This is a genomic window from Streptomyces sp. NPDC051913 (genome assembly GCF_044593635.1).
Taxonomy (GTDB): Bacteria; Actinomycetota; Actinomycetes; order Streptomycetales; family Streptomycetaceae; genus Streptomyces.
The window spans coordinates 1-11872 of record NZ_JBIUCI010000042.1 but is presented as its reverse complement, the minus strand read 5'-3'; the positions used below and the strand labels follow the sequence as shown (position 1 = coordinate 11872).

The window sequence follows — 11872 nt, the reverse complement described above, 5'->3', positions numbered from 1 at the left end:
CGTGGCAGTCCCGGCCGCCGGAAGGCGCGGTCGCAGGGCGGATACAACCGTCAAACCCGTCGCCGCAAGGTAGACAGGAATCCCCTTCCTGAGCTTGCGAAGGAAGGGGAGAGCTTCAAGCCAGACACACTTGCTATTCAGCACCGAGCAATACCACAGCGCTCCGCTCGCACTCCCGGACGAGGCAACCGCGACGACCCGCCCGCCAGGCAACATGCCACCAACCCAGTCATGGTGTTCAGCCCCGCCCGTCAGCCGCACCACGCAGTCACCCGAGGAACAAGCTCAACGCACGCCGATCGTGTCCTCGGTGACATGCGCTCCCGTGAGATTCAGCGCTCGTGCATTCTCCAGGTCTGCACCATCCAGGTTGGCCTTCTTGAGGTTCGCTCCCCACATCATCGCGCCGCGAAGATCGGCGAGAGTCATGTCGGCACCGGCCAGGTTCGCGAAGTCGAGCTGAGCGCCTGAGAGATCGGTACCGACCAGGATCGCGCCACGCAGGTCTGAACCGCTCAGATCGGCGTCATGCAGATCCATCTCGGGCAGATCGAAGCCGCTCAGGTTCGTGCGCCTCAAGTCAATGCGCTGCCCCGGGGCGTCGTGCTTCGGGCTGCGGCGCGCAAGCACACTCAAAGCAGCCAGCAGGTCGGTGCCCGGCTGTCGGCGGGCGACCCTTGCGGACGAGGCACCGAGATCGGGCTGCCGGATCGCACCGGCCTTGTTGCGTACGAAAGCCGAGAGCACGTCGACGATGCTCGCCTGGTCCGCCGGCGAATCGTGCATCACTCGCCCCAGGGCGTAGACCCCGCCCAGGCGGACGTCGATACCGCCGTCGCCGAGTTGTTCGACCGCGTTGCTGAACTGCTCAGTCACCTGTCCCTGACGGGTGACCTCGATCTGCCTGCTTGTCGAGGCCGCCGACAACGCATTGAAGACCAGCGCGCCCAGGGCCGCGATGACCGCAGTCACCACACCCGCCCACGCCAGCCACCCCTGGTGTGGCGCCGGCGCCTGCGGTGCAGGGGGCAAACGCTGCCTGGAGAGACGGGACCGGGCCGAGAGACGGTGCAGGACCGCCCGACTGGGTCTCCACATGCCCCGATCGTAGGCGGCTGCCACGACCAGCACAGTGCGGCACGCGGGCACACCGACGTACACAGGTCAGACCCACCAGCCAGGCGGTCTTCCAGCCGCAGGAAAGCCCCGACGGCGAAGGCCTGCACTGCGCCGAGATCGCGGGCATCCCCGTGTTCATCTACCTCAGCGCCGACCGCGGAGCCCAGCGCGGAGCGCCGCCGTAGGCGTCCTTGACCACTCGGAGCGGTCCACAGACTCCCTCATCGGGCGGCCCCACCACCCACCTCTTGCAGCTCAGTTGAGGCGCCTGGATCTTTGTATTTGAGCCTGTACCGACCTGAGTACGTGAGCCAGTACCCCGACAGCAAATCCGGAGCACGCCCGCAAGCCCCACCGCCACCTCCCCGCCCGACGCGACGACTCGCCAACCACCGACCACGGCGGCCGGCACACTTCCCAGGGCTAGGACCGACGTTCAGTACCGGCACACCAGGATCATCCAGCAGCACACCGCCAGGCCGCCCAGTCAGCACGGCCCCGCCCACGGCCGACAGCATGACCACGCTCACCGGTCCCTCCGAGGGCCGGGGTGGCGGTTCATGGCGTCCGGCCGCCCCGACTTCGTGACCGCCGCCGCACCGCAGTGCGCTGACGGTCTCTGTAACACCTGCCCTCTGGCACAGCGTCAGCAGCGCGTGATGCAGGGCGCTTTCATCAGCGCGCAGGGCGGTGTGCAGGCCGAGCCAGAACGACGTGGGGCGGCCGAGGAAGCAGCGCACGACCTGGTCGTAGACGGGCAGAAGACGCGGGCGCTTGCGAGCGAGGAGTTTGCCGGCGGTCACCCAGCCGATGCCGTGCTGGTCGGTGAGCAGGTGCCAGGCGGTGTCGGCGGGCGATCCGGGTGACAGGTCGGCGGCATCGACGGCTGCCATGTCCACATCGGCGGGGATGCGGCTCAGCAGCGCGGACAGTTCCTCTCCCAGCCAGCCCTCGAGCAGGTCCAGGCAGGCCTGCGCGGAAGCGTGACCGACAGCGTCTGTACGGCGATGAGGTCATCGGCCGTCACCACGTCCACAGCTGACGGCCCGTCTCCACCACGCCCCAGGTGCTCGAAACGGCTTCCCGTGAAGGGCCGCTCACCCGGCGCCAGTGTGATGCCGAAGTAGCGGCGCAAGTCGGGTACGGCCTGAGAGGAATTGATGGCGCTGCGCAGGCGCTCGGCATGCGGCGGGAGTGCAGGGATGGGCACCAGTTGCTCCGATGGGTCGCCGGACGGACGGGGCGCGCAGCCGCAGCAGCCACACTCGTGACGCGGTGAGGGCTCGGCGCACGGAGCCTTCGAGGGCGCCGTTGGGCGCCTATGAAAGAACACGGCTGTGGGATTTCGTGGCCGCCAGGGTTGAACGCCGTCGGTGGGCCTGTGCTTAGGGGCGCATCCAGGTGGCGAACGCGTCGAGGAGGCCGGTGTCGAACCGCCCGCCGGGTACTGCTCCCGGATTCTTGCTGGCGTCGTAGAAGGCGACGTTGGTGAAGGTGGCCGGGGCGGAGGCGTTGAGGCTTTTGTAGAAGGCGAGCTTGCCGCGGCCGAACCCGACGAACAGCCAGAACACCCTGAGGGAGCCGGTGTTCTGCAGCAGGGAACGGACTTGGGCCTTGTCCCAGGGTTCGTCGCCGACCTGGGTGACGATGAGCGCGGGGCCGGCGACGCCGGATTTCTGATAATGGCCAACCGCGCGCCGCATGGCCTGGGCTACATTTTGCCCCACCCCCCGTCGACCTGGGTGTGCAACTGGCCGATGCGGCCGCGGTCGTTGTCCAGCCGGATCTCTTCCAGGAAGGGCTCCCGCACTTGTGGCTGGCTACGGGATCGGTGGCGATCAGGCGGGCCATGCACTGGGCGATCTCGACGACGCGCGCGGAGCAGGCGTATCGCGGCGTCGGCTCTCACCGCGGTGTCGCCGATTGCTGCCCGAGGGCCTCAGCCGTCAGTGTCCTCGGGCTGCTCTCCGCCCTGGAGTTCGGCGGTTGCCTGCGGTGCGTCGGGGGCGGTGTAGAACACCGAGGTGCCCTGCTTGGTGCGCTGTGCCTGGCTCTTGGCCACGAGCCCTTCGAGGGTGACGCGCACGACCTTGGTCTTGATGTCGCGGTCGGGATGGGCTTGGCCGAGCGCGGTGGAAATCTCCGCGGCGGAGCGTGGCTCACTCTGCTCGGCAAGATGGCTGCGGATCAGTTCCACCAAAGTGGGCCCCGTCTTTGCCGTACCTGCGGCCTTGGCCTTTGTGCCGGCCGGCTGCCGGGGCGCTGCGCCTTCCCGTACGGCGGTGGTCTTCCGCGCCCTTCGCTTGGGGGCGCCATCCGTCTGCCGGGGAGAGGGCACCGCACTGCCGGGCACGACGGCCGGCTCAACTGGTGTTGCCGCGATACCGAGCGCCTGCTGCATGTTGACCAGCATGGTGTGGTCCTGCCGGACGGCCGCCAACTGCTCCTGCAGAGCGGCGATTTCCGCACCGATACGTTCCTGCTCCTTCAGATTGCGTTCGAGGTCGCCACTCACCTGGGCGACGTAGTGCGAGGACAGTTCCGTACTGGCAGTCGTGCTCTGGGACATGGTGCTGACCTTTCCTCAGTTCGCGGCCGCAGTGAGGGCCTGCAAGCCCGTCCGCAGCGGCAGCGCTTGATCTGCGGCGACGCCGGAGGCCGCGCAATGGCCAAAGAATGCCTTGACGTAGAGATAGTACGGACCGGCGGAGCCGATCGTTCCTTGCGCGCGGTGTCCTGTACGCGACGTCGGCCACACTCACCAGCGGATCGCCAGCACTAGCCCACCGGCCTCCTTCGCCTCGCCTACGAGGCAGCACAGGACGGCTGGCGACCGGAGTTCGGCCGCGCTGCGGTCGACGCGCGACGCAGGAGCGCAAGAGTGCCGCACAGTCCAAGGTGCGGGGCGGGGCGAACTGGGCGAAGCACCTGTCCAGCGCGGCTCGGTCGCCCTGATGACGCGAAAGCTCCACGCGGCTGTCGCGACGGCGAACACCTGGCCCGACATGGCCCCCGCAGATCTTGCAGATCTTGGCCGACGCGACGTCTCTCACACACGGTCTCCTCGGACGCAGGTGAACCGAGGATGTGCGGATCACCTACACACCCCTCCCCCGTCGCCACCGGAGGGCCCCGGCGTGCTCCTGCACAACGGCGATGAGTGCGATGTCTGCAGCCGCACCCCAACCGAGGGATACTGCTCGCGATGACGACGACTTAGCGCCGCCTCGACCTCGCCGCCGCGGCACCGGCCCGCCACGACGAGGATCTCGTGCGGCTCCTGAGTGAGGCGAACGAGCTGTATCGGCGTGCCCGATGCTTGTTCCTGGCGCCGGGTGGCCGTCCGAGACCGAGGCCTCTGAGTTCGGGCACACGGCTCGGACAAGCCAGGTGGACACGGATGCTCCTCAACCCCCGGCGGACCCGGACCGGGATGAGCCGCAGAGGGCGGCGCGTCTCCCCCAGAGCCGGCGGAGGTCTACGACCAGCGGCCGGCCGAGCCGGAGCCGGGTGCGGACGACGATCACGAGCCAGGCCCAGCGGTCCGCAGCCGTCCGATGTCGATCCGACCGGTGTTCATCCCCCGTACATCGCTCCATGCCCACGACGATGCTCGGGCAGCAGCGCCAGATCCACCGGGGACGTCACCGCCCCCTCCGCCCACAGCACCGCGTCGGCGAAATCGAACAACTCGTCGCGCCGAGCGGTCAGACACCCGTAGAACTCACCCGGGAAGCGTGACGCTTCCGCAAACGCCTCCCTCCGGACAGCAGCAGGCAGCAGACTCACGTCGAACGGGCGTCAGCACACGGCCAGACCCGGGATGGGCTCGTAGTTGTTGCCGCCCGAGACCTTGTTCGCAGGGAACCAGCCCCAGCCGTCGCGGGAGTAGACGTCATCGCCCTGGGTGTAGAGCCACCAGTTGTTGAGGGCGTCGCCGACCGGCTCGTTGTCGCCCGCCTGCTTCTGGCAGACGAACCAGTTGTCGCCGGCGTACAGATAGCCGGTGTCGTCCGTGCTGTAGAAACCGACAACGTCACCCAGGTAGTTGTGACAGTAGCGGGCGGTGTACGTCTTTCCGTCGAACGACTTCTGTCCCGCGTCGCCCCAGCAACCGCTCGCCGCCGACGCGCTCACCGGCGTCAGGACGACCGCGCCGGCCGTCAGCACCGCCGCGGCGCCAAGTGAGGCAAGGATGCGCTTCATTGTGTGTCCTTCCGGTACTGCCACCCCGTCGGTGGACACGCGCATCGTCGCAGTAGCCACTGGAACCAACCATGCTTTCGAGGCTGATCGAAGCCAAAGACAACAAAGCACTCGATGTGCTATAAGCCAGCCCGTCCACGTTGTTCGGCAGCAACAACCCCTACTACGGCAAGACCCTGCCTACTTGACTGAGAACCTGGAGGAACCGATGGTGTCCTTCCACCTCTGGAACGAAACCCGCACGGCCTCTCCGCCACCCCTGGCCGTCACCCCCCTTGTTACACGGCGTTGAAAATGCCGACGAAGGGCGGCGTTCACGATGCCGATGAACTCTGACGGCCACGCCCGCCGATGGGTGTTCCGGCGGGGCCGATCGCCAGTGAGCGTCGCCTTCTCCGGCACCGTGCCGGCGGATCCGCCTCAGCAGTCAAAGACCGACCAGCAGATACCGTTGCGCAGCCGCTGGTCGTCCAGCACGAGTTCGCGGATTCCTTCCGGAAGCTGGTCGCGCTGCCACTGGCACTCCACGCGCCCCGCGGCCTCATTCTCACCCTGTAGCGCGGCAGCACGCGCCGCCTTGATCGCGTAGGCCGCCGCACCCAGCTCGTGCGCAGCAACATGCGCCACCACCGCGGCCTGACCCGCGGCATAGGCCGCATGCCGCGGCGCGCCACGCAGATCACGGGCCGCACCCATCGCATGACCGCCCGCCGCACGAGCCTGCATCATCTTGACCTCGCCACGCACCCAGGCACGCGCATGCTCTATCGCCTCACGCGGCCGCGGATCCTCGGGCCGGGCCGACTCGAACAGCCCAAGAACGTGCTCCGCGCAGGCCGCCGCCCACAGCGCCAGGAGACGGTGGTCCGCATCAGTGAGGGTGCCACCGCGGCGGATCGTCACGAAACGGAGATCCCTGACCTTCGGGAGGATCATGATTGGCGTTCCTTACCTCTGGTAGGAAGCGAAGCCTGCAAGCCCGGAGCACGCTCCGCAAGCCCAGCCGCCACTTCCGGGCCGGACGGGACGAGTTGCCAGGCACCGACCGCCCCTCTCACAGAAACACGGGCGACGACGTCGTCCACGAGGTGCTTGCCGGTGGCGAACACGGTGACGAACGCCCAGGAGAAGTCCGACGCATTCGCCGACGAGCCGCGAGGGAGCCAGGCACGCACTCCCAGACAGCCGAACTCACCGACTTGCAGCCGAAGTTTGCGACGGCTCACCATCGACGAGGCCAGCCCCGCCCTGCGCTTGAACCAGCCCGCCGACCGCCACCCCGAGCGGCTGAAGATCTACGCCACCTTGCCGGACAAAGCCACGGTGACTGCGCCGTCGATCATGGACACGGCCCCCAGCACCCACCACGTTGCGTCAGCGCCCGGCGGCCGCATCCCCCGCGCATCGACGCAGCACAGCAGGCCGCCGAACTCGCCGCTTGGCAGAAGGCGCAGCAGCGCGGCACCTCCGGGTCATCGACGAAGCAGCAGCCGACGCACTCCCCGGGGGCCGGGTCGATGACCAATACCGGCGCACCCGGACCATCGGGAACCACGCCGCCAGGTCGCCCGGTGAGCACGGCTGCGACGGCACCTACCTCGCCTTCGGGCCCGACATTTCCTCAGTCGTCATCGATCTGTTCTTCACATGTGAGGACGCCCCGCACTGCCCGTCAGACTGGCTCGCCCGGCTGTCCGGTCGACACCCGAGTCGGGGAGGGTGAGGATGAATGGAGCGGCGCCTTTCCGAGCAGCTCGGCGCCCCAGCGGCGCAGCGGCCGTACATCCGTTGTCGCGTTGCGGCTGGAAGGATCCCCGAGCGCCAGCGCAGCGATTTGCCTCCGTGTTTCCGCAGCGCCCTGCATTCATCGCGAGGGAGGACATCCATCATGGCCCGGCGTATCCGGCTTAATGCCGTCACCTCGCTCGTCGCCTCATCGTTGGTTCTGGGGGCCACGCTCGTCCTAGCGCCTTCCGCCACCGCGACACCCGCTCTGGGGACGTGCGCAGTCAAGACCGAAAGCAACCTGACGCAGGCACTGTCCCTCAACGGCGTTGGATTCCTGCAGCCGCGCGCCAGGCTCGAGCCGCGGGCGGGCGACGGCCCACTCCAAGTCACCGAGAAGGAGGGCATCGAGCCCTACAGCATCGTCATACGGGTGCCGCTCGACACCGGCGGTCGGCTCGTGGTCGACCTCACCACGGACGAGGCCGGCGCCCTCGCCGAGCAACTCAGAAACCCAAGCAACGACAGTGACACCACCCAGTCGTTGAGCCTCCGGGCCGGGATCAGACCGCGCACGGGCGACGGCCCGCTCGAAGTCACCGACGAGGGGCAGAGCCTCGTCATGCGCCTGCCCCTCGAAGGCGGCAGCCGACTCGTCGTCGAACTCACCCCACACGAGGCCGACACCCTCGCCGACAAACTCGACAACGTCATCGGCTGACGTCGTCGGCCAGTGACATTGACGTCGCACCGCCGAGCGGATGGAGCGCGACGTCCACGCCACCTTGCGCAAGCCGCCCCAGTGGAATGCCTAGACCCGCACCGGCCCGGCGAGTTCCCGCACTCGCCACAGACAACAACACCGCACTTACATCAGACCGGCGCCCCCACAACTGCACCGGCGCCCCTCAGATCGTCAGTCCGACTTCATGAGGAAGTAGGCCTTCAGCTCCGCGGCATGCCCGGCCATGGCGACCTTCCAGGGCTGAGGGTCTGCCTGCGCGATCTCCCGCCAACTGCGCACTGACGCGGCGGAGAAGGCAACGAGCGCCGTCCGGGGTGCCTTGCGCCATGACGGGACGCGGCTCACCCAGTTCACTGCCTGCTCGGCCGTGTGCCCGGCCTGCATCAGGCGGATGGCCAGGACGTGGGAGTCGATGAATGCCGCGCCCTGCGTGGGCCATGCCCAGTCGATGACGTGAGCCCTGTTGTCGATCAGCACATTGTGCGGGGCCAGGTCGGTGTGCAGCCATTCTCGCAGCTTGTCGTTGAAGACCCCGGCGTCGTCGATGACGACGCCGTCCAGGAGCCCGTAGAACTCCTCGGCGTCGATGCGGTACGAGCGTTCAACATTCCCGTTGGGCGGGGAGTTCGGGGCTTGATGTAGGTGTGGGCGATGCCCTTGTCCAGGACGTGCCAGTGGAAGGCTGACTGGAACTCAGCGCCGTTGTCGGTCTGGATGACCTCGACCTGGAACGGCAGCCGCTGGACGACGTAGTCCAGGAACTGGATGGCGGTGGCCTGGTTGAACGATGGATAGATGCGCAGGAAGCGCAGGCGAGTGCGGTCGTGGATCGCGGTGAACTGGAAGTACTTGTTGCGCCCGCCGCGGCGGTCCTGCGGCTGGGCCCCGTCGACACGCAACTGCGGCGCAACTTCACCCCGCCTTATGCCTCGGCTCTGCTTGTTGACGCTTCTTGAAACTGGCTACGGCACAGTTGCGTGCCCGGCGAGTGAGATTGCCGGTCAGCCCAGCGAAGCGCTCGCTGCACGCAATTCGTCCAGGGCCGCCAAGGTGTACCCGGCGAGCTCGTCCTTGCCGTCACGGTCACCCTCGGACCATTGGGCGTATCCCCGTTTGAAAGCGAGGACCCCCAGCTCCCCCGCCAGAGCAGCGGTCGGATCGGGTGTGCCGCGGGCGATGAGAGCGGTCGTCATCGCGGCCGCGAGGCTGACGCTCTTGAGGGCGTCACGCTCCTGGAGCTCGGCGCTGGCAGCGACAGCCGCCTTCAGGCGAGGCGCGAGCTCGCGACTCATGGGGCCCATCACGCTCGACGCGCGCTCCAGGCCGGCGGCCACCGCCTCGAGCGGGCTGGCGTCAGCGGGTGCGTCGGCGATTCCCTCGGTCAGCAGTCGGCTCAGCGTCTCCTGTCCGGCCACCAACAGCTCACGCTTGTCGGGGAAGTGCCGGAAGAAGGTGCTCTTGGTGACTCCTGCGCGCTCGGCGATCTGCGCGACCGTCGTGGCGTCGTACCCCTGCTCAGTGAACAGGTCGACGGCAGCCATGACGAGACGTTCGCGTGCGCCCGGTTCCCATCTGCCCATGGTCACCATTCTAGGTGATGGGACTCTTGTCCCATCACTGCGCTAGAGTGATGGGACAAGAGTCCCATCACCTCTGGGAGAGTTTCCCATGCGCGTTCTTGTCACCGGCGGCACCGGTCTGATCGGTTCAGCCGTCGTCGCCGAACTGCTCGACAACGGCCACACCGTCCTCGCACTGACCCGCTCCGACGCATCCGCGCAGGCCGCGACCGCGGCCGGTGCCGAGCCCCTCCTCGGTGCCCTCGCGGACCTGGACACGCTGCGCGCCGGCGCCGCCCGGGCCGACGGAGTGATCCACCTGGCATTCGCCAACGACTTCAGCAGCCCCGACGCCCTCGCCAGGGCGGTCGCGGAGGAGAGCGCCGCCCTCGCAGCCCTCGGCGAGGCACTCGCCGGCAGCGACCGCCCCCTGGTCACCTGCTCGGGTACGCCCCAGGTACCCGGCCGCGCCTCCACCGAAGCCGACCCGCTGATGACCGAAGGGCCGGTCGGCGGTCGCGGCCGTGCGGTCACGTCGGTCCTGGGCCTGTCGTCGCGTGGGGTCCGCAGCAGTGCCGTACGCCTGCCGCGCACGGTGCACAACCAGGGCTCCGGTGGATTCGCCGGCCTGTTGACAGGTATCGCTCGCCGAACCGGAGTGTCCGGTTACCCGGGCGACGGCACCCAACGCTGGCCGGCCGTGCACACCCTCGACGCAGCAGTTCTCTTCCGGCTCGCCTTGGAACACGCCGAAGCGGGTACCTCCTGGCACGCCGTGGCCGACGAGGGGGACAAGGTCCACGACATCGCCGCAGTCATCGGCCGACGACTGGGCCTGCCGGTCGAGCCGCTTTCGGCGGAGACCTTCGGCCCCCTCGGCCAGATCTTCGCGAGCGACCAGCCCTCCTCCAGCACCTACACCCGGCAGGCACTCGGCTGGGAACCCAAGCACCCCAGCCTTCTCGAGGACCTGGAGAACATCCATCCCTGACCGGCAACCGGGACGTCCGGGCATAGCCCTGCAAAGCTCTCCCCCGGCCGCGCGCTCCGGTCGGCAAGTACGGCACGATGAACTGCCTCTCCGTGTGGGCCAGTTCCCCTCGCGTCACGCATGCAGACCTACCGGACCAAAACCCGCCGTGAGAGCGACGTCAGGAGCCGCCACCGTCTGCCCTCGATACGGACCAGGCCCAACCCAGTCCGCGATGAGCGGCCCACGACGTCCCGGCGCGGCCGGCCACGTCGACGATCAGAGCCGCCAGTTCTGGTTCGTCGTACACGGGGTCGAGACGTACGCGCCGCTACCACCGCTGACCAGCCGCCCATCGGCTTTCGCGGCGAGGTGACCGTCCGGCCGGATCACGATGCAGGGCCGATGGGGCGACCAGGCCGAAGCCGACGCCAAGTTCACGGAATGGATCGGCGACCGCGGGCGCCCGGGGGCCTGCATCACCCTCACCCGACGAAGCAACAGACGACACGCTGAGGAACTGGCCGGACGCCTCGTGACCTCGAGCGGACGGTCGACGCAGGGCTGACCGAGGCGTCCTACACCTTCCCTTCGCGGCACTGTCGGGTGCGCCCACACTGAGGGCTGTCCCTGGATGTTGCCGAGAAGGCGGCACTGCACGTGCACGCTGTGCGGTGCCATCCAGGATTCCTGGCCGTCCGGTCCGCTGCCGGGCTCGGACTTGCCTGAGGTTCTGCTGGCACGGGACTCCGCCGACCAGTGGAGTGCGAACGGCGGGTTGCCCAGGACGTGGTGGGCCCTCAGACGGGGCCCACCACAGGCATCAGTGCCGGGTCTCCCACCACAGGATGAGCAGGGTCACGGCCCCGCTGCCGAGCCTGTAGGCCGCTCCCTGCAAGAACTGGGACTCGACGCGGCTTCGGAGTCGAGGACGTCATCGGTGACCTCCTGCAGCCACTGGTGTGCCTCGCGGGTCTCGCCGAGGGCGAAGAGTGCAGGTGTAGGTGCAGGCAGTAGGCGGCGCCCCAGTGGCCGGCTCCCGCGGCGAGCTGCAGCCGTTGACTGTCGGCAGGCTCCTCGCGACGAGATCGAGCGAGTTGGCTCCTTCGCCGTCGGCGCTTCGGGCGAGGTCGCGGTAGGGGGTCGGCGCCCAGTCTGCTGCACGGTGTTCCTCGCAGGACGGTGCTTTGTTGCGGTCTGTGGCGCGCCCCCGTCTCGTCACGGGCTCAGCGACTTCAGGGAGTGATTCCGGTGCCGACATGTGGAGTTGGCGGGGGCGGATACCGGACCGTTCTCAGGCCGGGACGCCAGTGTGCGATCGAGGTACCGCCTGCAGGGCGATGTCGACGGTGGTGTGAAGGGCTGCGCGAGGCACGCCGGCGGCCGCGTGTACGGCGTTGCCTTCGCTGACGACCATGACGTAGCGGGCGAGTGCCTGCGGGTCGGTGCCTGCGGGCAGGTCGCCCTCCTCGACGGCGCGGGCCAGTCGCTGGGCGAGTGCGTGTTCGCCGGTGAGGCGGCTGTCGGCCAGGAAGCGGGCGATGCGGC

Annotated in this window: 10 protein-coding genes and 4 pseudogenes; 3 read left to right on the top strand and 11 right to left on the bottom strand. The window is 68.4% G+C overall.

Annotation, left to right across the window (positions count from 1 at the left end; all coding sequences use genetic code 11):
* Positions 1-285 precede the first annotated feature (285 nt).
* From ACIHIX_RS47715 to ACIHIX_RS47685, 7 genes and pseudogenes are all read right to left on the bottom strand, one after another.
* Entirely contained in the window at positions 286-972 is a 687-nt protein-coding gene (locus ACIHIX_RS47715; RefSeq protein WP_399966950.1) for a pentapeptide repeat-containing protein, read from the bottom strand.
* A 368-nt stretch (positions 973-1340) separates the two neighbouring features.
* Positions 1341-2329: pseudogene (locus ACIHIX_RS47710) on the bottom strand (DUF6308 family protein).
* Positions 2330-2504: 175 nt separating this feature from the next.
* The gene (locus tag ACIHIX_RS47705) at positions 2505-2822 is read right to left on the bottom strand and encodes a VWA domain-containing protein (RefSeq protein ID WP_399966949.1); all 318 of its coding nucleotides are present in this window, start codon (positions 2820-2822) and stop codon (positions 2505-2507) included.
* A gap of 236 nt (positions 2823-3058) precedes the next feature.
* A complete protein-coding gene (locus ACIHIX_RS47700) occupies positions 3059-3688 on the bottom strand; it encodes a hypothetical protein (RefSeq protein WP_399966948.1) in 630 nt (209 codons plus the stop codon).
* Between the two features lie 975 nt (positions 3689-4663).
* Positions 4664-4908, bottom strand: a pseudogene (locus ACIHIX_RS47695) (transposase); the annotation flags it as partial.
* Positions 4909-4920: 12 nt separating this feature from the next.
* A complete protein-coding gene (locus ACIHIX_RS47690; protein ID WP_399966947.1) occupies positions 4921-5325 on the bottom strand; it encodes a hypothetical protein in 405 nt (134 codons plus the stop codon).
* A 420-nt stretch (positions 5326-5745) separates the two neighbouring features.
* Positions 5746-6261 (bottom strand): putative immunity protein, encoded by a 516-nt coding sequence (locus ACIHIX_RS47685; protein ID WP_399966946.1) that lies wholly within the window; start codon positions 6259-6261, stop codon positions 5746-5748.
* Between the two features lie 793 nt (positions 6262-7054).
* Between ACIHIX_RS47685 and ACIHIX_RS47680 the strand changes: the two are divergent.
* Both ACIHIX_RS47680 and ACIHIX_RS47675 read left to right on the top strand, forming a co-directional pair.
* A pseudogene (locus ACIHIX_RS47680) lies at positions 7055-7549 on the top strand (DUF3117 domain-containing protein); the annotation flags it as partial.
* A 45-nt stretch (positions 7550-7594) separates the two neighbouring features.
* Positions 7595-7771, top strand: coding sequence for a DUF3117 domain-containing protein (locus tag ACIHIX_RS47675; protein ID WP_399966951.1), 177 nt, complete (start codon positions 7595-7597; stop codon positions 7769-7771).
* A gap of 195 nt (positions 7772-7966) precedes the next feature.
* On the opposite strand, the gene ACIHIX_RS47670 is transcribed toward ACIHIX_RS47675, so the two are convergent.
* The 3 genes from ACIHIX_RS47670 to ACIHIX_RS47660 all read right to left on the bottom strand — a co-directional run bounded on the left by ACIHIX_RS47670 (position 7967) and on the right by ACIHIX_RS47660 (position 9375).
* Complete coding sequence (locus ACIHIX_RS47670; protein ID WP_399966945.1) at positions 7967-8272, bottom strand: hypothetical protein; 306 nt, start codon at positions 8270-8272, stop codon at positions 7967-7969.
* Positions 8266-8694: a hypothetical protein gene (locus ACIHIX_RS47665; RefSeq protein WP_399966944.1), complete on the bottom strand. Its 429-nt coding sequence runs from the start codon at positions 8692-8694 to the stop codon at positions 8266-8268. The genes ACIHIX_RS47670 and ACIHIX_RS47665 overlap by 7 nt, the downstream gene beginning before the upstream one ends.
* A gap of 102 nt (positions 8695-8796) precedes the next feature.
* Complete coding sequence (locus tag ACIHIX_RS47660; RefSeq protein WP_399966943.1) at positions 8797-9375, bottom strand: TetR/AcrR family transcriptional regulator; 579 nt, start codon at positions 9373-9375, stop codon at positions 8797-8799.
* Positions 9376-9463: 88 nt separating this feature from the next.
* Between ACIHIX_RS47660 and ACIHIX_RS47655 the strand changes: the two genes are divergently transcribed.
* Complete coding sequence (locus tag ACIHIX_RS47655) at positions 9464-10345, top strand: SDR family oxidoreductase (protein ID WP_399966942.1); 882 nt, start codon at positions 9464-9466, stop codon at positions 10343-10345.
* A gap of 1273 nt (positions 10346-11618) precedes the next feature.
* Here ACIHIX_RS47655 and ACIHIX_RS47650 read toward each other — a convergent pair.
* Positions 11619-11872 (bottom strand): annotated as a pseudogene (locus ACIHIX_RS47650) (TetR/AcrR family transcriptional regulator); the annotation flags it as partial.

Bases quoted from the DNA above. Each gene is read 5' to 3' on its own strand.
- ACIHIX_RS47655 (WP_399966942.1), top strand. From the start codon at position 9,464: ATGCGCGTTCTTGTCACCGGCGGCACCGGTCTGATCGGTTCAGCCGTC.
- ACIHIX_RS47700 (WP_399966948.1), bottom strand. From the start codon at position 3,688: ATGTCCCAGAGCACGACTGCCAGTACGGAACTGTCCTCGCACTACGTC.
- ACIHIX_RS47690 (WP_399966947.1), bottom strand. From the start codon at position 5,325: ATGAAGCGCATCCTTGCCTCACTTGGCGCCGCGGCGGTGCTGACGGCC.
- ACIHIX_RS47685 (WP_399966946.1), bottom strand. From the start codon at position 6,261: ATGATCCTCCCGAAGGTCAGGGATCTCCGTTTCGTGACGATCCGCCGC.
- ACIHIX_RS47705 (WP_399966949.1), bottom strand. From the start codon at position 2,822: ATGCGGCGCGCGGTTGGCCATTATCAGAAATCCGGCGTCGCCGGCCCC.
- ACIHIX_RS47660 (WP_399966943.1), bottom strand. From the start codon at position 9,375: ATGGGCAGATGGGAACCGGGCGCACGCGAACGTCTCGTCATGGCTGCC.